This window comes from Caulobacter sp. RHG1, from assembly GCF_013181195.1.
GTDB lineage: Bacteria > Pseudomonadota > Alphaproteobacteria > Caulobacterales > Caulobacteraceae > Caulobacter.
In genome coordinates this window covers 327762-349326 of record NZ_SMZP01000001.1, presented here as the reverse complement: position 1 = coordinate 349326, position 21565 = coordinate 327762, and the positions used below count along the sequence as shown (strand labels likewise).

The following is a 21565-nucleotide window of genomic DNA, read 5'->3' as shown; positions in this document are numbered from 1 at the left end:
TGCGACCGGACGCCCATGATCGTTTCCCACGACCACCAGTTCATCTTCGCCGCGGTGCCCAAGACCGGCACCCACGCGGTGCGCCAGGCCCTGCGCGAACACCTGGGCCAGAACGACGTCGAGCAGGTGGGGCTGTTCGTCGACAAGCGCTTCCCCTGGGAGGACCTGGCGGCGATCCGGCACGGCCACCTGGCCCTGCGGCAGGTGCGGCCGCATCTCGGCGAGGAGGCCTTCGCCGCCTATTTCAAGTTCGCCTTCGTGCGTAATCCGTTTGACCGCTTCGTCTCGTACTGCGCCTTCATGCTGCGCGGCGGCGACCTGTTCGAGCGCCAGCCGCGCGAGGCCATGCATCACTTCCTGTTCGTCGAACCACCCGAGCAGCACATCCTGTTCCAGCCGCAGGCCTCGCTGCTGGTCGACGACGACGGCAAGACCCTGCTCACCGATGCGGTCGGTCGCGTGGAAGACATGCAAGCCTCGTATGACGCGATCTGCCAGCGGATCGGCATCGCGTCGCGCCCGCTGGATCGCGTCAACGGCAGCCAGCATGCTGACTATCGCCGCTACTACGACCAGGCCCTGATCGACGGCGTCGCCAAGCGCTACGCGCAGGACCTGGCGCTGTTCGGCTACACGTTCGAAGGCCAGGCATGAGCGGCAATCCCCGCAAGACCACGAGCGTTCGTCCGCTGGGGCCGGTCGACATCGAGGCCCTGCGCGCGGCGGTGCTGGCGACGCCCGAGGACGTCTGGGCGGCGGAGAACGCGGCCAAGCCCAACAGGTTCGAGGCCCTGGGGACGACGCGCCACATCGTGTTCCGCTTCATCGACAGCCCCCGCGACTGGCGCAGCTCGCACGATCGTCCGGCCTGGGCCAGCTGGCGCGGCCTGCTGGCGCCGGTGCTGGACGGGGCCGTCCGCGACTATGGCTACGCGCAGGGCGTCTTTCCGCGCGTGATGCTGGCCCGCATGCCGCCGGGCGGGGTGATCCATCCGCATATCGACGCCAATCCGGCCGCCAAGTGGCCGCACAAGATCCACGTGCCGCTGACCACCAATCCCGGCGTCGTCTCCTTCTTCGGCGGCGCCGAGCGCAGCTTCCCGATCGGCGAGGCGGTCGAGGTCGACAATCTGGGCCCGCACTGGGTGCGCAACGACGGCGAGACCGACCGCATCCACCTGATCTTCGAATATTACGACGCCGACCAGCCGGACCCCGATTGGCTGGCCCCCTCGCTGGCGGCGGCCCGATGAGCGACCGCGACACCCTTCTGAAGGAAGCCCAGGCTCTGCGCGCCAGCCAGCGCCCGACCGAGGCCCTGGCCGTCCTGGCGCGGCTGGAGGCGCAGCACCCGCGCTTCAGCCGCCTGCACCAGGAGCGCGGCCACTGCCACATCCTGCTGGGCGACGGCCCGGCGGCGCTCGCGGCCCTGGGCGAGGCGGTGCGCCTGAACCCGACCCTGCCGGCCAGCTGGGACATGCTGGAACAGCTCTATCGGATGCAGGGCGACGCCGGCCAGGCGGCGACGGCGGGCCAGCATCTGGCGACGCTGAAGCAACTGCCGCCGCAGATCGTGGTGGCCAGCAGCCTGCTGGCCGACGGCGACCTCGACCCCGCCGAAGACATCGTCCGCGACTTCCTGGACGACGACGCCGGCCATGTCGGCGCCCTGAGACTGCTGGCGCGGATCCGCGGCGAGCAGGGGGCGCTGGATGAGGCCCAGGCGCTGCTGGAAGCGGTGCTGGAGCGCGATCCGGACTATCACGCGGCCCGCTTCGACTACGGCATGCTGCTGTTGCAGCGGCAGAAGCCGGTCCTGGCCCGCCAGCAGGCCGAGCGTCTCCTCAAGCACGTCCCCGGCCATCGCGACTATCTCAAGCAGTTCGGCGCGGCCTGTGTCGCCATGGGCGACCATGAGCCGGTCGTCGATCTCTACGCCCTGCTATTGGCGGCCGGGACCTCATCGGGCGAAGAGGTCGCCGACCTGCGCCTGTGGCGCGCCAACGCCCTGAAGGTCACCGGCCGGCAGGCCGAGGCCATCGCCGACTACCGCGCCTCGCTGGAGGCGCGACCGGACAACGGCGTGGCCTGGTTCAGCCTGGCCAACCTCAAGACCTACCGCTTCACCGACGAGGATCTGGCCCGCCTGCGTGCGGCCCAGGCCCGATCGGGCCTCCAAGCCATGGACCGGGTCTATCTGGCCTTCGCTCTCGGCAAGGCGCTGGAGGATCGTGGCGCGTACGAGGCTTCGTGGGCGCAGTACACGCAGGGCAACGCCGTGCGCCGCACCCTCAGCCATTGGCGGCCGGAGACGGCCGAGGCCTGCGCCGAGCGCCTGAAGTCGGTGTTTACCGCCGAGGTGTTCGCCGAGCGATCCGGCTGGGGGGCGAGCGATCCGGATCCGATCTTCATCCTGGGTCTGCCGCGCTCGGGCTCGACCCTGTTCGAGCAGATCCTGGCCTCACACGCCAATGTCGAGGGCACGCAGGAACTGACCGAGATCGGCCGCTATGCCGGAGAGCTGTGCGGTCTGGATCCGGACTGTGGTCTGCCGCTGGACCCTGAGGCCTTGCTGCGCCTGACGGCCGGGCAGGCGAGGGCGCTGGGCGAGCGCTTCCTGGCCGAAACCCAGGTCCATCGTCGGCTGGGACGGCCCTATTTCATCGACAAGATGCCCAACAACTTCTGGCACATCGGCCTGATCCACCTGATCCTGCCGCGCGCGACGATCATCGACGTGCGGCGCGAGCCGATGAGCTGCGGCTTCTCCAACCTCAAGCAGCTGTTCGGCACGACCAACCAGGAATTCGCCTACGGCGTCGAGGACATCGCCCGCTATTACCGCACCTATCTGGACCTGATGGCGCACTGGGAGGCGGTGCTGCCCGACCGGGTGCTGCGGGTCCACTACGAGGACGTCATCGACGACCTGGAGGGCGGGGTGGGCCGCCTGTTGGCTCATTGCCGGCTGCGGTTCGATCCGGCCTGTCTGAGCTTCCACCAGACCCGGCGCAGTATCCGCACGCCCAGCTCCGAGCAGGTGCGTCAGCCGCTCGGTCGTGACGGCCTGACCCAGTGGACGCACTACGCGCCCTGGCTGGAGCCGCTACGCGCCGCCTTGGGCGACGCCGTGACCCGCTACAGGGACTGATCGATGCGCCTGTCCCAGCCGTTCTTCCAGTTGCCCGTGCTGTTCGATGTCGCGCGCCTGCAGGCTGAGGTCGCCGCCTTGCCCGCCGAGGCCTGGGTCGAGCACCCCGATCGGGTGGCCGGCAACAGCGCCGCGCGGCTGATCAGCTCGGGCGGGGGTGAGGCCGACGCCGTCCACGGCCGGATGCTGCCGACGCGGTGGCTGGAGGCCATGCCCTACGCCCAGCAGGTGCTGGCCAGTTTCGGCGTGGTGTGGAGCCGCTCGCGGCTGATGCGCCTGGCGCCCGGGTCCGACGTGCCCGAGCACGCCGACATCAACTACCACTGGCATACGCGGGTGCGGCTGCACATCCCGGTGTTCACGCAAGCTGCGGTGCGCTTCCACTGTGACGGCGAGGCCGTGCACATGGCCGCCGGCGAAGCCTGGATCTTCGACAACTGGCGGCGGCATCACGTGGAGAACCGGGCCGACGCGGACCGTATCCATCTCGTGGCCGACACCACCGGCACGGCGGCGTTCTGGCGGACGGCCTGCGGGCCGAAGCCGCCGCGCGCGCAATGGCCGACGGTGGGCTGGCAGCTGGAGGCGCGGCCGGACCTGCTGACCGAGGACGATCAGCGCTCGCCGATCATGCCCGCCGCCGAGGTGCAGTGGTTGGTCGACGACCTGCGAAGCGAGCTGACGCCGGCCGTGGACACCGCCGAGACCAAGGCCCGCGCCATGCGGCTGGATAAGGTGCTGGAGAGCTTCGTCTTCGACTGGCGCCAGCTCTGCGCGCTGCATGGGACGGGAGGCCGGGGCCGCGAGGATTTCCGGCGGCTGGAAGGCACCGTGCGCCAGATCGCCTGCCCGCTTTCCGAGGGCCTGGTCATGCGCACCAACGCCGCCAGCGCGCTGCTCGTGCTGGAAAAGCGGGTGCTGCAGCATCTGGTCGCCGACCAGGCTTGAGCGCTTTCAGGCGTCCAGCCGCATGGCGCCGATACCGGGATCGGTGCGGCTGATCCGTCCCGTCTCCAGGTGCCCGGCCAGGCGCTGCACGAACGAGGGATCGTCGGCCAGCGTCAAGGTCAGGTCGTACCAGTGGTCGCTGCCGCGCAGGTCCCAGGTCGAGCGCACCACGCCGCGGGACTTCAAGGTCAGGACCTGGCGGGCTACGCCCTCCATCGGCGGATAGGCCTCGTCCATTGCAGCCGTGACCAGGCCGGCGTGACGGCTGGCCAGGCTGACGACCAAGCGCGCGCGGGCGTCCGCCGAGACCGTGACCAGCGGCTGGACCTTGGTCACGTCGCCGGCGAAACGGCGATAGAAGCCGTTGGGGCCGTGGACGGTCAGGTCGTAGGGACCAAGGCCCGGCTTGTTCCAGTGGCCGGCGGCGTACTTCTCGCCGGCAGCCAAGGTGAAGCGCCAGGGGCCGTCGCGATCGGTGTTGTCGAACACCTGGAACACCGCGCCGGCGCGGCCGGCGTTGACCAGGTCGATCCACAAGGCGCCGTCCTTGACCCGGGCGTCGGCCGACAGGGCGTAGGGCAGGGGGCGCGCGCCGCGTTGCGGCCCGTCCTGCGCCGAGGCGGCTTGCACCGCTGGGATCTTCAGGGTCGGGGCGGCCTTGGAGCGGGCGACCCGCTGCATGTAGTCGGCGGTGGCCGGCAAGGTCAGGGCCGCCCAGTCCTGGTTGGGCGTGGCGAAGTCGAAGGCCGAGGTCAGGTCGCCGCACACGGCGCGGCGCCAGTCGCTGATGTTCTCCTCGCGCACGCCGAAGCGCCGCTCCAGGAACTTCAGGGTCGAGGTGTGGTCGAACACCTCCGAGCAGACGAAGCCGCCGCGGCTCCAGGGCGAGACGACGATGGCCGGCACGCGGATGCCCAGGCCCAGCGGATGGGCGCCCTTGTTGGCGCCCTCGGCGTCGGGACCGTAGGTCTTGATCTCGCCGGCCACCGGCACCGAGCTCCAGCCCTGCTCGGCGGTCAGCGGCGGCATCGGCGGCTGCATGTGGTCGTAGAAGCCGCCGGCCTCGTCGTAATTGACGATGAAGACGGTCTTGGCGAACACGTCGGGATGGTCGACCAGGGCCTTGATCAGCTCGGCGCAGACGTGTTCGCCCTTCGAGGGTTCCGCCGAGGGGTGTTCGGACAGGTCCTCGGCGGTGACGATCCACGACACCTGCGGCAGGCGATCGGCGGCGACGTCGGCGCGGAAAGCCTCGACCAACTGCTGGCCGTCGGCGCGGGTGCGATCGGGGCCGGTCTTGTGCTCCGACACCCAGGAGCGGCCGCGCTGATAGAGCTCGGAGTCCTTGGCGCAGGGGCGGAACGGCTTGAACACCGACAGGATGTTGTCGCCGTAGTTGTCGTGCTCCTGGTAGACTTTCCAGCTGATCCCGGCGTCCTGCAGGCGCTCGGCATAGGTGGTCCAGTCGTGCGGACCGTGGGCCATGACCTTGTCGTCGGCCATGTCGGCGCTGGGGGTCTCGTCCTCCCCGTAGTTGCTCATTTCCGGATCGCCGCCGACCTTGCCGCCGCCGTTGCAGCCCGTCCACAGGTGCAGGCGGTTGGGATAGGTCTGGGTCAGGGTCGAGCAGTGATAGGCGTCGCAGACCGTGAAGGCGCTGGCCAGGGCGTGGTAGAACGGCAGGTCGCTGGCCTTGTAATAGACCATCCGCTTGTGCAGCTCGCCGGTGTGGCCCCACTGGTCGTAGCGGCCGCCGTTGACGATGGTGATCGCCGCTTGGTGGCCCTGGTCCGAGCCGTCGACGGTGTAGGCGTTGGTGGCCGAGGCGTCGCCGTGGAACGGGACCACGAAGCCGTCGGGATGTTCCTGGCTGGGCTGGCGCCAGACCGAGCCGCCGCCGGGCAGGCGCTGCGGTCGCGGATCGCCCAGGCCGCGCACGCCGTTCAGCGCCCCGAAATAGTGATCGAACGCCCGGTTCTCCTGCATGAAGATCACGACGTGCTCGACGTCCATGATCGTGCCGGTGCGATGGCGCGCGGGGATGGCCATGGCGCGCGCGACCGTCGCCGGCAGCAGGCCGAGGGCCGCGCCAGCCGTGGCGGCGGAGCGCAGGAACGCGCGGCGGTCGGTCGTCATGGTCATCTCCCGTCTTGATTTTTGGTATAGACCAAATTGACGAGCGTTCAGGCGAAACTTTCGTGACGGCCTGAGCGGACGAACCGTTCCTTGACCCTGGGAAAGCGGCCTCCCATCCTCGCGCATTGGCGGGATTCGACCGCTGGCCGGATCTCCCATGCAGCAGTCCGAGAGTCTCCAGTATCTGGGCGTGCGCGACGACATCGCCGCCCGCATCGCCGGCGGCGAGCTCAAGCCCGGCGAGCGCCTGCCGTCCGAGCGCCAGCTTCAGGTCGAGGGCGGGGTCGCCCGCGGCACCGTCCGCGAGGCGCTGTTCCAGCTGGAGGTCGAGGGCGTCATCTACCGCAAGGACCGCAGCGGCTGGTACGTGTCGCCGCCGCCGGTGGTCTACGACCCGACCCGCTGGGAAGGCTTCATGTCGTATGTCGAGGCCCAGGGGCGGCGGCCGCTGACCGAGACCCTGAGCAAGACAGAGATCGTCTGCGACGCCATGATGGCCCAGATCTTCTCGCGGCCGATCGGCGCGCCGCTGTACTGGATCCGCCGCCGGCGCTCGATCGACGACCGGGCCGTGCTGATCGAGAGCATCGTCGTCGACGCCTCGCTGGCGCCCGGTCTGATCGATCACGACCTGGACGGGTCTCTGACCAGCGTGCTGAAGACCGACTACGGCATCGGCGTCGCGCGCAACAAGGTCGACATGCGCCCTTGCGCGCTGCTGGGCCAGGAGGCCGAGGACCTGCGCATCAAGTCGGGCCTGCCGGGCCTCAGCGTCGAGCGCACCTGCTACAACGCTCAGGGGCGGGTGGTGGAGTTCGACCGCGAGTACTGGCGTCACGACTCCCTCAAGGTCAGCGTCGACATCCGCGTGCGCTAGGCCGTTCGGACCGTCATCGAAACGCCATGCGTTTGGTATAGTCCAAAGCCCCTTACGGAGGGGCGTTCCCATGACTGCAGGTCCTCGGCGCTGGCTGGAACGCGCCAACCCGCTGGTGTTCACCCTGTTCGCCGGCCTGGCTGGCTTCTGCGCCTATTTCTCGATGTACGCCTTTCGCAAGCCGTTCGCGGCGGCGACCTTCGGCGCGGTCGAGGGCTGGAGCTTCGCGGTCGACTACAAGATCGCCCTCGTGGTGGCCCAGGTGGCCGGCTACGCCATTTCCAAGTTGATCGGGGTCAAGGTGATCTCCGAGGTCGCCCCCGGGCAGCGCGGCGCGGCGATCCTGGGGCTGATCGGCGTGTCGTGGCTGGCCCTGCTGGCCTTTGCGGTGGTTCCCGCGCCCTGGAACATCGCGGCCCTATTCCTGAACGGCCTGCCGCTGGGCATGATCTGGGGCCTGGTGTTCGGCTTCATGGAAGGCCGCCGCACGTCGGAAGTTCTGGGCGCGATCCTGTGCGCCAGCTTCATCCTGTCGTCGGGCGTGGTCAAATCGGTCGGCAAGTGGCTGATGGTCGACTTGGACGTCTCGCCGTTCTGGATGCCCGCCGCCACGGGCGCGATCTTCATGCCGCTGCTGGCCGTCTCGGTCTGGGCCCTGATGCAGCTGCCGCCGCCCAACGCCGCCGACGAGGCCGCTCGCGTGCGCCGCCAGCCGATGGACCTGGCCCAGCGCCGCGCTTTCCTGGCCGCCTATGCGCCGGGCGTGGCGCTGCTGGTGCTGTCCTATGTCCTGCTGACGGCCCTGCGCGATTTCCGCGACAACTTCGCCGCCGAGATCTGGACCGCGCTAGGCTTTGGCGAGGCCTCGGGCGTGTTCACCGCCAGCGAGCTGCCGGTCGCCGCGGTCTCCCTGGCGGTGATGGGGGCGGTGATGCTGGTGCGCGACAACCTGCGAGCGCTGATGGTGACCCACGGCGTGATCCTGGCCGGCTTCCTGGTGCTGGGCGCCGCGACCCTGGCCTTCCAGGCTCATCTGTTGTCGCCCCTGGTCTGGATGATCCTGACCGGTGCGGGTCTCTACATGGCCTACACGCCGTTCAACGCCATGCTGTTCGACCGGATGATCGCCTTCAGCGGCCGGGTCGGCACGGCGGGCTTCCTGATCTATGTCGCGGACGCCTCGGGCTATCTGGGCAGCGTCGCGCTTCTGGTCTGGCGCAACTTCGCGATGGTCGACCTGGACTGGCTGGGCTTCTTCATGGCCAGCGCCTACGCCACCAGCATCGTCGGCGCCGTCTGCACCGTCCTGGCCGGCGCCTATTTCCTGCGCCGCCGCGAGAGCGCTGGCGACAGGCGAGAAGCCGTCGTGTCTGCTGTGGATCCCATTCTCGAGCGCTAGGCGAACATCATCTTGCAGCAGTCCTTCGATCTCGCGGTGGTCGGGGCCGGCATCGTCGGCCTGGCCCATGCCCTGGCCGCCGCCCGCCTGGGCAAGCGCGTGGTGGTCGTCGACCGCGACGCCCAGGCCAATGGCGCCTCGGTCCGCAACTTCGGCTTCGTGACCGTCACCGGCCAGGCCCGCGGTCAGGTCTGGCGGCGCGCGCGGCGCTCGGCTCAGGTCTGGGACGAGGTCGCGGGGCCGGCCGGCATCGCGGTGCTGCAGCGCGGCCTGACCATGGTGGCCCGCCGGCCAGAGGCGCAGGCCGTGCTGGAGGCTTTCCTGGAGACCGAGATGGCCGAGGGTTGCGCCTGGCGCGGCGCCGGCGACCTTGGCGAGCGGCTGCCCGGGCGGCGCGGCGTGCTGGGCGCCCTGACCAGCACAGTGGACCTTCGCGTGGAGTCCCGCACCGCCATCCCACGCCTGGCCGCCTGGCTGGAGGCCGCCCACGGCGTGACCTTCCTGCGCGGCGTGGCCGTGCGGGGCGTGGAGAGCGGCCGGCTGGAGACCTTGATCGGCGACATCCGCGCCGAGAGCATCGTGGTCTGCCCTGGCGACGATCTCGTCACCCTGTTTCCAGACAGCTTCGTTCGCGGTGAGGTCACCCGTTGCAAGCTGCAGATGCTGCGCCTGGCCGCTCCGGGTTGGCGCCTGCCCGCGCCGGTGATGTCGGACCTCGGTTTGATCCGCTACGAGGGCTATGCCGACCTGCCGCAGGCCGCGCCGCTGCTGGCGCGCCTGCAGGCCGAGCAGGCCGCCCATCTGGAGCATGGCGTCCATCTGATCGTGGCGCAGAGCGCCGATGGCTCGCTGGTGGTCGGCGACAGCCACCACTATGCCGCCACCCCCGATCCCTTCGCCCGAGACGACGTCGACGCTCTGATCCTGGACGAGTTCGCCCAGGTGTTCGGCCAGGCGCCGCCGCCCGTGCTTGAGCGCTGGACCGGCACCTATGCCTCGGCTCGCGGGCACAGCCTTGTCGAGGCCCCCATGCCGAACGTGCGCCTGGTCACCGTGACCGGCGGCACCGGCGCCTCGACCGCGTTCGGCCTGGCCGAAGAGGTGATCGCCGACCTTCTGGGAGACGCAGCATGACCAACAGCCCTATCCAGGCCGTCGTCTTCGACTGGGCTGGCACGACGATCGACTTCGGCTCGCGCGCGCCGGTCGTGGCCCTGCTGGAAGCCTTCGCTGAGGCCGGGATCGCGATCACCCAGGCAGAGGCGCGCATCGACATGGGGCGAGCCAAGCGCGACCACGTGCGCGCCTTGCTGGCCTTGCCGCGCATCGCCGCCCTCTGGCAGGCGAAGATGGGGACGGCGTCGACCGAGGCCGATGTCGACCGTCTGCACGACGCCGTCGAGCCGAAGATGCGCGCGGCCGCCCGCGATTGCGCCCAACTGATCCCGGGCGCGGCAGAGCTGGTCGCCGACCTGCGGGCGCGGGGTGTGAAGATCGGCTCCACCACGGGCTACACCCGGCCGATGATGGCCGACATCCTGCCGCTGGCGGCCGATCAGGGCTATGCGCCCGATGCGGTGGTCTGCGCCGGCGAGACGGTGGCGGGCCGACCATCGCCCCTGATGATGTGGAAGGCCCTGGTCGAGCTGGGCGCGTGGCCGGCGCGCGCTTGCGTCAAGGTCGACGACGCGGCCGTCGGGATCGGGGAGGGGCTGGAAGTCGGCGCCTGGACCGTGGGGCTCTCGGCGTCGGGCAATGGCGTCGGCCTGGCGCCGGAAGCCTTGGCGGGCCTGCCCCCTGCCGAGCGCGCCGAGCGCGTCGAAACGGCCGCCAGGGCGCTGCGCGAGGCGGGGGCTCACTACGTGATCGAAAGCGTCGCCGACCTCGCGCCGGTGCTGGCCGAGATCGAAAGCCGGATCACGCGCGGCGAGCGGCCCTAGCCGACTAGCCGCTGCTGGTCAGCGGCGGCTACGACGCCGAGTTTGGGCGCTGAAGGCAGCGATATCGGTCTTGATCCGCCGCCAGCCGATCACCACGCCGCTGATCGAAATGATCAGGCCCAGCGCGCTGAGCAGCCAGACCACGATGTCCCACACCGGTCGGTTCGCCAGCAGGAACTTGAAATCCAGGCTGTGCAGGGCCGAGAAGGTCCAGCGGTACAGGCGCAGAGACCGATCAGCCACGCCCACCATGCGACCGGTTGTCGGGTCGATGTAGAACCAGCTGCGTTCAGGATCGTCGAAGGCGGCGCGCAGCACCGGCAGCGGTGCGGGATCGTGATGGGCGTACCAGTAGGCGTCGTCCTGGATCAGGCGATCACCTCTGATGAGGCGGGCTCCGGGAACGAGGTCGGCGGCGCGGGCGAAGAGTTCGTCGTCGGTGAAGCGGACGGGGCGGCCGTTGACGGGGTCGAGCACCGCCTTGGCCTGTCCGGTGTCGACCAGCATCAGCGGCCGTTCCCCCAGCCAATAGAAGCGCGCCAGTCGATCGGCGGATCGGTCCCTCAAGCCCGTGCTGTCGAGAGGATAGGCCGCCTGGGACGCGGCCATCCATTGCTTGCGGCCACGCAGGACCGCTTCGCCCGGTCCGCCCCAGCCGTTGGGACCCATCGACATCCAGCCGCTGAACACCCAGGTCAGGACGAACAGGCCGCCGACCAGGCCGGCCAGATGGTGCCAGGTCATCCAGCCGCGGTAGGGCGACATCCGGCCGCCGGCGTAGCGGCGCTTGATCCGCACGCGCAGCAGGCCGATCCAGATGCCGGTGACGGCGCTGACCATGGCCAGGCCCGAGGTCCACAGCACCACCTGGGTCCAGACGCCGGGCATATCCCGCAGAGCGGTGAAGTAGAGCCAGTGCGGCACCGCGCCCAGCCAGTTCCAGAACCGCTCGGTGCGGTTGGTGTCGAGCACGATCTCGCCACCCTTCGCCCCAACATAGATCTGGGTCCCGGCCGGGTCGTCCAGCGCGAACAGGTGCAGCGGTCGCGCGGCGTCAAAGGCCTGAGCCACGGTCCACTGGTCGCGGCGCAACGTGCGCAGGAAGCGGGGCGAGGTGTCCGGCCAGGCCGCGGCGACCACGCTGCTGGCCTGTTTGACGCTCACCTGGCCGATCACGCGGCCATCGACAGCCGAGACGCCAAGGCGCTTGCGGCCTTCTATCAGCCGGTACACCGGCTCGTCTCCCCACATCGCCAGGGTCAGGTCGGCTGGGAAGGCTTTCGCGCCGGCCATCCGGATCGCCGCCTGCGGATCGAGCCGCACCCTGGCCCAGTCGATCGGCGCGCTGTGGGCGACCCGCTCGGCCTCCTGCAGGCGCGGGAAGCGCACGTACATCATGGTCACGCCCGAGACGAACCACAGCACGAACAGCAGGCAGGCGGCGACGCCCAGCCAGCGATGGACGATGTAGAGCCAGCGCTTGCCAGCCTTCCAGGCCGCGCGCCAGGTGAGCGTCGCCCCAATCATTGCAGGCAACCCGTCAGAACGCGTAGCTGTAGCGGACATGGGCCGTGCGCGGCACGCCCAGGTTCCGGTACAGGAAACGGCTGGTCGAGCCGTCCTTCGGGGCCGAGCCCAGACGCGCGGCGTAGTTCTCGTCGAACAGGTTCTGCACCCGCAGGCCCAGGCGGTGGTGTCGCTCAGCGTCCAGGAACACGTGTGCGGCGATGTCGGCGACGACGAAGCCGCCATAGTTGATGCGGCCAAAGCCCGACACAGTTTGCCAGATGTCGCCGGTCCAGTTGACCGACAGATCCGCGCCATAGGGCTTGCCGGCCGGGGCGTAGGACAGCGACGCCTTGGCGAAGTCGCGCGGGGTGCGGTCGCGCTGCAGGCTGGCGCCGGCGTTGCGCGACTGGGTGTAGGTGTAGCTGGCGTTGAGGGCGAAGCCCGCACCCAGGTCGGCCTGGGCGGCGGCCTCGGCGCCATCCACGCGCACCGTGCCGTCGACATTGACGTAGATGCCGTCCGGATAGGCCGGGTTGGCGTAGTCGTCGGCGATCAGGTTGTCGATCCGGCGGGAGAAGCCGGTCAGCTTCCAGCCGACGCGCGCGGCGGCCAGATCGCCACCGATGGCCAGATTGATGTTGCGGCTCTTCTCGGCCTTCAGGTCAGGATTGCCGCGCGCGCAGCAGGGGTCGACGCCGAACAGTTGCTCGGCGTCGGGCAGCAGGAACGAGGTCCCTCCGACGCCTTCGACATAGAGCTGAGGCGTCAGGTTGTAGCGACCGCTGAGCGTCCAGATCGTGGTGTCCGATCCCTGACCGTGGTTGTAGCGCACGCCGAAGGTCAGGGCGCCGTTCTGGATCAGATCTTCCGTCGTGCGCACCTGGGCGATCAGGGCGTGGACGGTCTCGGTCTTGCCGTCGATCAGCAGGACCTCGTCGCGGCCCTTGAAGTTCTGGAAGTCGTAGCCGAGCTGATACTCCAGCCCCTTGTGCGGACGCAGCTTGGCCTGGGCGCTGACGCCGTAGTCCTGATAGCCCCAGTAGGTGCCGGCCGGATAGACGACGACCGGGCCGGACGCGCCGTTCTGGACGCTCTCGTAGGTCGTGTCCCAGTCGTGGAAATAGCCCTTCAGGAAGAACTGAGCTTGGTTGCTGGGGGTGTAGTCGAGGCGGGCGCTGACGATCTCTTCGTCGCGGTCGTTGTAGCTGGTGCGCACCAGGCGCGGCGACAGGTTGTCCAGCTTGGCGTTGGTGTGCTGCCAGCTGGCTGTGAAGCGCAGGTCGTCGGTGAAGTCGAAGCCGTACTTGGCCCCCAGGGTGACGACGTCGAAGCCGCGCTTGCGGTCGGTGGCGCTGGGCTGGATCACGTCATAAGGCGTGATGCCGTCGCTCTCGTCCTTGGAGGCGTAGAGCACATACTTGTGGCGGCCCAGGGCGCCGCGCAGATAGCCGTCGGCATGGACGGTGTCGTTGGTGTCGCCGCCGATCGTCAGCTCGCCGCCGGTCGTGTCGGAGAAGGCGCGGGTGACGACGTTGATGACGCCGGCCGCGGCCTGGGTGCCGTAGAACAGCCCCTGGCCGCCCTTCAGCACCTCGATCCGCTCGATCATGCTGGCGGGCAGGGTGTCGATCGGCGTGGTCGAGTTGTAGAGGCGGTTGTTGATCCGCACCCCGTCGACGGTCCACAGCACGTCCTGGGTGCGCGAGCCCTGCAGCGACAGGTCGACATAGCTGAACGGCCCCGCGCCGGGCGCGATGTAGAGGCCGGGCGTCAGGGTCTGCAGGGCCTGGACGGTGTCGACGAAGCCGCCGTCCTTGACCTGCCGAGCGGTGATGATCGCCACGTCGCTGCCGTAGCGCGACAGCTCCAGCGGCAGGGTTTCCTCCAGGCTCCGGGCGGTGATCTGGATCCCATCGACCTCGGTGCTGGCCGGGATCTGTTCGGCCGCGTGAGCCCCCAGAGGCGAGAGCAGGGCGGCCGCGAGCGCGGCGTGGAGGGCAGGGAGGGACATCGCATCTTCTCGTGAGCGCCTGACGGCCAGGCGCGGGAAGAGGCCGCTATGCTCACGGCCGGGCGCTGCGTCGCGTCGGTTACGGTTCGTTTCAGGTTGAGGAACGGTGCGGTAACGGTGACACCGGCCGGGTGACCGCGCCGGGGGCGTGGCCGCAGGCCAGATCGACCTTGAGTGCGGCCAGGCCAAGGAGGATCGTTCAGATCAGCGCCGGATAGCCCTGACGCGCAGCCAGCTCCTCCAGGTAGTTCGCCGCGCGATAGTGAGTCAGGGGCAGGGCGTGGACACCGTCGAGCAGCAGCAAGCGGCGGGTCTCGCGCAGGGCCGGATCGGCCATGACCTCGTCCAGCGCCCGCCGGATCGCGTTGTAGACCACGCGCGACAGGTTGGGCGCAGCGATCAGCGGCAGGCCCGGCGTGCGGGGCGTCCAGGCCAGTATGCGCAGCGCGCCGGTCAGCTTGGGTCGGTGGCGGCGCAGGTGGGCCCAGGTCACGCAGTCGATCGACGCCACGTCGGCCTCGTCCTCGACCACCGTGCGGGCGCTCTCGGCATGGGCCCCCGTCACGGTGACGGCGCCGAAGAACGGAGCCCCCTTGGCCAGGGGCGCGATCTCGGCGCGCAGCAGGTTCATGCCGGTATTGCTGTCCAGCGCATTGACCGCGCAGCGCCGTCCCCGCAGCTCGAACAGGCTTTCGGCTGTATCGCGGGCGCGCACCACGACGACGCTGCGGTGGAAGGGGCCCTCGCAGCCGTGGGCCAGGTAGCGCGGCGTGCCGATCAGCTGGACCTTGTCGTAGAGCGTCTTGCCCAGCGGATAGCCGCAGGTCTGGGCCAGCACCAAGCCTGGGCTGGTCCAGAGGCGGTCGAGCGGCTGGGTGCGATCCAGCCGCTCGGGGGTGGCGACGCCGGCGGCGGACAGACGTCCACGCAGCGCCGCCCAGAGCGTGTCGTTGGCGTCCTGCAGCTCAGGCAGGTCGTACATCGGCAGGCCGGCGACCCGCTCCGTTCCGCCGCTCATGGTCAGCTGGCCTTGGCCGCGGCCTGGGCGGCGCCCAGAACGCGCAGGAAGTTCTCGCCCCAGATCTTGGCCAGGTCCGCCTGGCTGTAGCCCCGGGCCAGCAACTCGGCCGTCACCGCCGGAGCCTGGCTGGCGTCGGCGAAACCGACGATGCCCGAGCCATGGTTGAAGTCGGTGCCCACGCCCACGTGATCCACGCCGATCCGCTTGGCGATGTAGTCGATGTGGTCGACATAGGCCTTCAGCGTCGCCTTCGGCTGTTCATCCTGGCCGGCCGCCTTGGCGGCCAGATAGCTGTTGAAGGCCGGGACTTGCACGACGCCGCCATTGGCCTTGATGGCGTCCAGCTCTGCGTCGGAGAGGTTGCGGGTCACGTCGACCAGGGGCCGCGCGGCGGAGTGGCTGGCCACGACCGGGGCGCGGGTGATGGCCAGGGTCTGGCGCAGGCCGTCCGGCGTCAGCTGCGAGACGTCGACCAACACGCCCAGGTCGTTGAAGCGCGCGATGGCGGCCTTGCCCAGCGGCGACAGGCCGCCGTGTTCGGCGCCGGTCCCGGCCTGGGGGCGCGAGGAATCGGCGAAGGCGTTGTTGCCGGCGTGGGTCAGGCCTGCGACCCGAACGCCGCCGGCGAAATAGGGATCGAAGGCGGAGAGGTCCTCGCCCAGCGAATAGGCGTTGAGGAAGCCGGTCAGCACCGCGATCTTGCCGCTGGCGACGATGCGGCGGATGTCGGCTGGCGTGCGGGCCAGCTGGATGGCGCCGCCGCTGTCCTTGGGCAGGGCCTGGATCCAGGCGAGCTTGGCCTTGGCTTCGGTCTCGGCGGCGGCATAGCCGGCGGCGGTGCGCGGGCCGGTCGAGACCGCCACCGCATAGACCACGGCGTCGACGCCGCCGGCTTTCAGCTTGTCCAAGCTGGTGAACGACGTCCCGTCCGTGGCGAAGTAGCGTGGGTTGGTTCCGGGCAGCAGCACGTCGACGTGACTGTCCAGCGTCAGCAGTCGGTCGTGGACGGCCTTGGCCGCGGCCGGAACAGCCGTCTGCGCGGAAGCTTGGGACGCGGCCAGCACGGCGGCTGCGGCGAGAATGGCGAAGGTGGCGCGGCGGGTAGGCGTCTGCATTTCAAGGCCTCCAAGTGTCGGATGGCTTGATAATCTACTCAACAAGTAGGAATTGAAGGGAAGCTTTTCTGGAGGCGCCGATAGCGATGCTCGCCCGCATATATGCTTATGCGCTATGGCAATAAGTCGCTGATTTCTCTGCATGTCATGACGCGCAGATGAGAGATCGCGCGTGCGCCGAACCCGGTTGAGGTCGCCAGGATCTCGTCCGGTTCGGAGCTGACATGACGATCGCCAAGCAGGCCCTTAACACCGAGATCGATCGCGTGCGGCGCAGTGGAGCGCTGGGGCGCTCGGTGCTGATCCTGCGGTTGTTCGACTATCTGGCCGAGCATGCCTCCGCCGAACGCTCGCCCAAGGAAAGCGAGGTTGCGGTCGCCGTGTTCGGCCGCCGGCCGGACTTCGACCCGGCCCATGACGCCGTCGCCCGGGTCTATGTCCACAAGCTGCGGCGCCGGCTGGAAACCGCCCCGGCCTTCGAGGGCGCTCCGCTCACCCTGACCATCCCGCGCGGCGAGTACCGGTTGGCCCTGGCCGCGCCGGTCGAGCGCGCCAAGCCGCGTGGCAAGCGCTTGGCGCCGGCGCTGGCCGCTCTGGCGCTGCTGACCCTGGGCGCGCCTCTGGCCTGGGCGAGCGGCACGTGGCTGGTGTCGAGCAACGCGCCGGCGGCGACGGGGCTGTGGCGCGGTGTCGCCGACAGTCAGAGGCCGACCCTGATCGTGGTCGGCGACTACTACATCTTCGGCGAATACCGCGAGGGCCAGCAGGACCGGATGGTGCGCGAGTATGGCGTGGAATCGGCCACTGATCTGGCCCGCGCCGCCGCCCGCCAGCCCGACCGCCGCGAGCGCTATTTCGACCTTGGGCTGACCTATGTGCCGGTCGGGGCGGCCAAGGCCATAGCGCACGTCGCGCCGCTGCTGGGTCCCCACGCGCGGACGGTGACGGCGTCGGAACTGACGCCGGCGATGATCAAGGAGAACAATCTGATCTACATCGGCTACCTCAGCGGCCTGGGTCCGCTGAAGGAGGCGGTGTTCTCCGGCTCGCGCTTCGAGGTCGGCGAGACCTATGACGAGCTGGTCGATCGCAAGACCGGCCACCGCTACGCCAGCCAGGCGATGGAGGCGATCGAGAACAAGGGCATGTACGAGGACTACGGCTATGTCGGCAGCTTCGCCGGTCCGGCTGGCGGTCGCATCGTCATCATCGCCGGCACCCGCGACGCGGCGCTGTCCCAGGTCGCCGAGACCGTGACCAGCCGCGAGGGGCTCAGCCAGCTAGCCGGCAAGGCGGCGGGCGCGCCGGCGTTCGAGGCGCTCTACGTCATCGACGGACTGGACCAGTTGAACGTCGACGGGCGCTTGTTGGTCGCCGCGCCGCGCGACCAGGCCGCGATCTGGGGGACCGGCGGGCGCGGGACGCATTTCCCAGCCGGTTGAAGGCCTTAGCTCTGTTCATCAACGTGCGCGGCAACCGTTGTGAGGGGCCGCGCTAACCAGTTTCCACCTTCCCGCCGAACCCCTTCGCGTGGTCTCGAGACCCTAGGTCAGCCCGCCAGGTTCGCGGGCTTTCCACCAGAAGGGTTTGAGATGAAACGCACCGCCTTGTTCCTCGGCATGGCCGCCAGCGCCGTAGCGCTGGCCAGCTGCCAGCAGCCCGCGTCGAAGGCGGTCGGGCCCCGCGCCGAGGTCAGTATCCAGGAGATCATGCAGTCGCAGGTCGACGCCCCCGCGGACGTGATCTGGAACGCCACCTCGACCATCGTCGACGCCAACGGCGAGGTCACGCATACGCCCCGTACCGACGAGGACTGGAAGGCGCTGCGCAATGCGGCGGTGACGCTGCTGGAAGCGCCGAACCTGTTGGTCATGGAAGGCCGCCCGCTGTTGAAGGCTGGCGCCAAGGTCGAGGCCGAGGATGAGGGCTGGGTCTCCAACGGCGCCCAGATCCAGGCTGCGCTCGACAAGGATCGGCCGCTGTTCAACGAGCGGGCCTGGCGCCTGCAGGGCGCGGCGCAGGAGGTGCTGGCGGCGGTCGACAAGCGCGACGCCGAGCAGATGGAGATCGCTGGCAGCAAGCTGATCGAGGCCTGCCACGCCTGCCATGGCCAGTTCTGGTTCGCTCCGGCCAAGCCATGAAACGTCCCAAGAAAAAGCCCCGGCCAAGATGGCCGGGGCTGAAGCGACTACTGCTTGACGTCGTAGGCTTCCGGGCCCGGCGGCTCGGCGGGCAGGGGGGCGTCGTAGCCGAAGCCCCGGTTGCCGTCGGGACCGATGACGCCGGCGCCAGGGCCGATGTGCTCGGCGTCGAGATTGTTCTCGTTGCAGGCATATTCGCCGGCGCCCGTGCCTGGATCGGCCAACTGCCAGGTGCGGTCGAACTTGAACGGACGCGTGTAGTACTTCAGGTCCGTGATGGTCATCTGCAGGCGCAGCTGGTTGTAGGCCGAGCGAGTCCAGCGCTCGACCACGGTGGTCTGGTCGCTCGTCGGATCGCCGTTCTCGTCCAGCCAGATCTTGTCCTTGGAGCTGTCGCGCAGGCCGCGGGTTTCGATCACCAGGGTCTCGCCCTCCCAATGGGCCAGGCCCGTGCCGAAATAGCTGGGCTCCAGCTTGGCGGGGAAGGTCTGGTTCTCGCCGATCGTGACCCAGCGGTGGGTGTTGTAGTTGTAGAGCGTGGCCAGGCGCTGGGGCGTGTGCAGGACCTCGAAGGCCAGGCCAGAGGCGTTGTGGCGCGGAATGCCGCCCAGGATGCAGACGGCTTCGGGATCGACCGTATGGTTCTGCGAGTAGAGCCGGGCGCGACGGCCTTGCTCGCTGTAGGGCAGGTCGAAATTGGGCTCGTCCTTGCCCATGTTGCCGCCGGGCTTGCCGGGCGTGCGGACCGGCCGCCAGAAGCCCGACAGGTCAGGCTTGCCGTCCAGGCCGCGCGGCACGGGCGTCGCGGCGTCGGCCTTGGCCGTCACCGCTTGGGCGACACTGGTCTCGGGATTGGGATCGACAGTCTGGGCGAAGGCGAGCGCCGGCAGGGCGACGGCGGCCAGCAGGGCCGAAACGTTGAGAGCGCGCTGTATGCGCATGGAAAGCCTCGGAAATCTGGAGAAGGGGAAAGATCAGCGAGCGGCTGCGACAGCGCCCGGCGGGGGCGGCGGCAGGTCCGAGGGCTTCTTCTTGTTGGTGCGATAGAGCCAGTAGCCCGTGCCGCGATTGCCCTCGACGGCGCCCAGCGGCAGGTCGGGGACGATCTGGTTATCGGGGCCGAAGCCGCGATTGCCGGTCTTGCCGATCGCGCCGGGGCCGGGCTCCAGGTTGTTCAGCACCCACCAGGTGTTCCACTCGCAAGAGAACTCCTTCAGGTGCTCCCCCGCTGCGCCCGCGACCCAGCTGCGGCGATAGGTGATCGGCTTGCTGTAGTAGGTCGGGTCGGTGACCGTCAGTTCCAGGTTCAGGTGGTGGAAGTCGGGGCGGCTCCAGCGCTCGACGACCTTGGCCTGGCCGCTGATCGGATTGGCGTTGTCATCGATCCAGACCTTGCCGTCTGCGCTGTCCTGGAAGCCGGTGCTCTCGATTACCAGCGTATCGCCTTCCCAGTGGCCGATAGCGTTGCCCAGATAGCGCGGATCGGGATCGGCGTCGGGCTGGCGGCCGTCCAGCCAGACCCAGCGGTGCCAGCTCAGCTGATGGAAGGTCGCCAGGCGCTTGGGCGTCTGCAGGATCTCGAACGGCAGGACGCTGGTCAGCAGGCGCGGCACGCCCGAGATCAGGCAGCGGGCTTCCGGATCGATGACCTTCTGGTTGGCCTCGAAGGCGGCCTTACCCTTGGCGGTGAAGGGCAGGGCGTAGCCGGGCAGGTCCTTGCCGATGTTGCCGTCGGGCTTGCCGGTCTCGTGCAGCAGCTTCCAGAAGCCGGTCAGCACGGGCTTGCCGTCGGCGCCGCGCGGCGTGGCGACCGCCGCCCCGCGATAGGGAGCGCCAAGGATGGCGGCCTCAGCGGCTTTTCCCGTCAGCGTTTGGGCGCTGGCCGGCGCGGCGACGCTTATGGCGGCGAGCGTGATCGCCGCGCCCAGCGCGGCGGTGGTGGAACCTCGGATCAAGCGAAATATCCTCGACAAGACATGATCGGGCCGGCGGTCCCGACAGGCCGGGTCGCGGTCGGCGGAAGATGTCGACCGATGACCTAGTCGTAAATCCAGGCGCACAATGCTTGTCGGCATGTGCTTATGCTTTGCGAGCATAAGCCTGGCCGTGGCGAGTGTTGGTCTTTGCTTCGCACTTCGAGCCCGCTGCGCCCGCCGCAGCGGGACAGGCGGCGTGGGCGACTAATACGCAGCGGAGAAAAACTTAATCGACCAAATGCATACCTTGTAGATAGGAATTGAGCCGGCTCGATCATGAGGGGGCTCGATCACGCTATGACCCTGGCGCAACTGCGATATCTGCTGGCGATTATCGACGCCAATCTGAACATCACCCTGGCGGCGGAGCGTGTTCACGCCACCCAGCCGGGGATCTCCAAGCAGTTGAAGCTGCTCGAGGAAGAGCTGGGCTTCCAGATCTTCGATCGGCGCGGCAAGAGCCTGGAACGGGTCACGCCGGCCGGATCCCAGGTCATCGAGCGCGCCCGGGTCATCCTCTCCGAGGCCGCCAACATCCGCACCCTGGCCGCGAACCATCGCCGCGACGCCGTCGGCGAGATGGTGATCGCCACCACCCAGACCCAGGCGCGCTTCGTGCTGCCGCCGGCGCTGAAGCAGCTGAAGGCCAGGTCGCCCGATGTCAGCGTCCGGCTCAACCTGTTCAGCGACGCCGAGCGGTCGGTCTCGGCCAAGCAGGACGCCGACGTGCTGATCGCCAGCTCGATGGACTGGCCGCAGACCGCCGACCTGGTGGTGCCGCTCTATCACTGGCGGCGCATCGCGCTGTTCCCGGCCGACCATCCGTTGGCGCGGACCGAGGGACCGCTGACCCTGACCGAGCTCGCCGCCTATCCGTTGATTGGCTACGAGTCGGCGTTGGGTACGCACGCCTCGGTCGCTGAGGCCTTCGCCAAGGCGGGATCCTCGGCCCAGTTCGCCTATGCGGCGCACGATATCGAGGTGATCAAGACCTATGTCCGGGCTGGGCTAGGGGTGGGGTTGTTGGCCGAGATGGCCGATGTCGACGCCGACCTCGTGCGTCGGCCGGTGACCGGGCTGCCGGGATGCAGCGCCTATGCCCTGCTGCGCCGCGACCGTGTGGCGCGCGACTATGTCATCGACTTCGTGGCGGCCCTGGCGCCGCACGTCACCCGGCGCGAACTGACCCGCGGCCTGCAGCCGGGAGGCCTGTCGCCGGCCGCCGATGCGCCCGACTGGCGCGAATGGCGGCGACAGGTCGAGGACCGCACCGCCCGCGCCGCCGGCCGTCTGGTCGCCGCATAAGCTTATGACCAGCGGGAATTACGACCGGCTCAGGCC

At 69.2% G+C, this 21565-nt stretch carries 18 protein-coding genes; 11 read left to right on the top strand and 7 right to left on the bottom strand.

What is annotated here, in order from left to right; translation table 11 throughout:
* Positions 1-15: 15 nt before the first annotated feature.
* The 4 genes from E1H18_RS01620 to E1H18_RS01605 are packed head-to-tail and all read left to right on the top strand — an operon-like array spanning position 16 to position 4099.
* Positions 16-654, top strand: coding sequence for a sulfotransferase family 2 domain-containing protein (locus tag E1H18_RS01620; RefSeq protein WP_172263045.1), 639 nt, complete (start codon positions 16-18; stop codon positions 652-654).
* Complete coding sequence (locus E1H18_RS01615) at positions 651-1253, top strand: aspartyl/asparaginyl beta-hydroxylase domain-containing protein (protein WP_172263043.1); 603 nt, start codon at positions 651-653, stop codon at positions 1251-1253. The genes E1H18_RS01620 and E1H18_RS01615 overlap by 4 nt, the downstream gene beginning before the upstream one ends.
* Positions 1250-3151 carry a tetratricopeptide repeat-containing sulfotransferase family protein gene (locus E1H18_RS01610; protein WP_172263041.1) on the top strand — a complete coding sequence of 634 codons (1902 nt, stop codon included), beginning with the start codon at positions 1250-1252 and terminating at the stop codon, positions 3149-3151. Before E1H18_RS01615 ends, E1H18_RS01610 begins: the two co-directional genes overlap by 4 nt.
* A 3-nt stretch (positions 3152-3154) precedes the next feature.
* A complete protein-coding gene (locus tag E1H18_RS01605; RefSeq protein ID WP_172263039.1) occupies positions 3155-4099 on the top strand; it encodes an aspartyl/asparaginyl beta-hydroxylase domain-containing protein in 945 nt (314 codons plus the stop codon).
* Between the two features lie 6 nt (positions 4100-4105).
* Here the strand turns inward: E1H18_RS01605 and E1H18_RS01600 are convergent, their stop codons facing one another.
* Entirely contained in the window at positions 4106-6235 is a 2130-nt protein-coding gene (locus E1H18_RS01600) for a phosphocholine-specific phospholipase C (RefSeq protein WP_172263037.1), read from the bottom strand.
* Positions 6236-6392: 157 nt separating this feature from the next.
* Here E1H18_RS01600 and E1H18_RS01595 point away from each other — a divergent pair, with 157 nt between their 5' ends.
* From E1H18_RS01595 to phnX, 4 genes are all read left to right on the top strand, one after another.
* Entirely contained in the window at positions 6393-7112 is a 720-nt protein-coding gene (locus tag E1H18_RS01595; protein WP_172263035.1) for a UTRA domain-containing protein, read from the top strand.
* 70 nt (positions 7113-7182) lie between these two features.
* Positions 7183-8511 carry a DUF5690 family protein gene (locus E1H18_RS01590; protein ID WP_172263033.1) on the top strand — a complete coding sequence of 443 codons (1329 nt, stop codon included), beginning with the start codon at positions 7183-7185 and terminating at the stop codon, positions 8509-8511.
* Positions 8512-8523: 12 nt separating this feature from the next.
* Positions 8524-9645: a TIGR03364 family FAD-dependent oxidoreductase gene (locus tag E1H18_RS01585; protein ID WP_194247827.1), complete on the top strand. Its 1122-nt coding sequence runs from the start codon at positions 8524-8526 to the stop codon at positions 9643-9645.
* Positions 9642-10451 (top strand): phosphonoacetaldehyde hydrolase, encoded by an 810-nt coding sequence (gene phnX, locus E1H18_RS01580; protein ID WP_172263031.1) that lies wholly within the window; start codon positions 9642-9644, stop codon positions 10449-10451. Before E1H18_RS01585 ends, phnX begins: the two co-directional genes overlap by 4 nt.
* Positions 10452-10469: 18 nt before the next feature.
* Here phnX and E1H18_RS01575 read toward each other — a convergent pair whose 3' ends face one another.
* The 4 genes from E1H18_RS01575 to E1H18_RS01560 all read right to left on the bottom strand — a co-directional run bounded on the left by E1H18_RS01575 (position 10470) and on the right by E1H18_RS01560 (position 16107).
* The gene (locus tag E1H18_RS01575; protein ID WP_172263029.1) at positions 10470-11978 is read right to left on the bottom strand and encodes a PepSY-associated TM helix domain-containing protein; all 1509 of its coding nucleotides are present in this window, start codon (positions 11976-11978) and stop codon (positions 10470-10472) included.
* Positions 11979-11991: 13 nt separating this feature from the next.
* The gene (locus tag E1H18_RS01570) at positions 11992-13971 is read right to left on the bottom strand and encodes a TonB-dependent siderophore receptor (protein WP_172263027.1); all 1980 of its coding nucleotides are present in this window, start codon (positions 13969-13971) and stop codon (positions 11992-11994) included.
* A gap of 199 nt (positions 13972-14170) precedes the next feature.
* Positions 14171-14989 (bottom strand): phosphate/phosphite/phosphonate ABC transporter substrate-binding protein, encoded by an 819-nt coding sequence (locus tag E1H18_RS01565; RefSeq protein ID WP_172263025.1) that lies wholly within the window; start codon positions 14987-14989, stop codon positions 14171-14173.
* A gap of 2 nt (positions 14990-14991) precedes the next feature.
* Positions 14992-16107, bottom strand: a complete 1116-nt coding sequence (locus tag E1H18_RS01560; RefSeq protein WP_172263023.1) for a dipeptidase — start codon at positions 16105-16107, stop codon at positions 14992-14994.
* 224 nt (positions 16108-16331) lie between these two features.
* Between E1H18_RS01560 and E1H18_RS01555 the strand changes: the two genes are divergently transcribed.
* Positions 16332-17549 carry a hypothetical protein gene (locus E1H18_RS01555; protein WP_172263021.1) on the top strand — a complete coding sequence of 406 codons (1218 nt, stop codon included), beginning with the start codon at positions 16332-16334 and terminating at the stop codon, positions 17547-17549.
* Positions 17550-17699: 150 nt separating this feature from the next.
* Complete coding sequence (locus E1H18_RS01550; RefSeq protein WP_172263019.1) at positions 17700-18248, top strand: cytochrome c; 549 nt, start codon at positions 17700-17702, stop codon at positions 18246-18248.
* Between the two features lie 47 nt (positions 18249-18295).
* On the opposite strand, the gene E1H18_RS01545 is transcribed toward E1H18_RS01550, so the two are convergent.
* Positions 18296-19189, bottom strand: a complete 894-nt coding sequence (locus tag E1H18_RS01545; protein WP_172263017.1) for a hypothetical protein — start codon at positions 19187-19189, stop codon at positions 18296-18298.
* A gap of 33 nt (positions 19190-19222) precedes the next feature.
* Positions 19223-20203 (bottom strand): hypothetical protein, encoded by a 981-nt coding sequence (locus tag E1H18_RS01540; RefSeq protein ID WP_172263015.1) that lies wholly within the window; start codon positions 20201-20203, stop codon positions 19223-19225.
* A 318-nt stretch (positions 20204-20521) separates the two neighbouring features.
* On the opposite strand from E1H18_RS01540, the gene E1H18_RS01535 reads away from it, so the two are divergent.
* Positions 20522-21529, top strand: coding sequence for a LysR substrate-binding domain-containing protein (locus E1H18_RS01535; RefSeq protein ID WP_172263013.1), 1008 nt, complete (start codon positions 20522-20524; stop codon positions 21527-21529).
* Positions 21530-21565 lie beyond the last annotated feature (36 nt).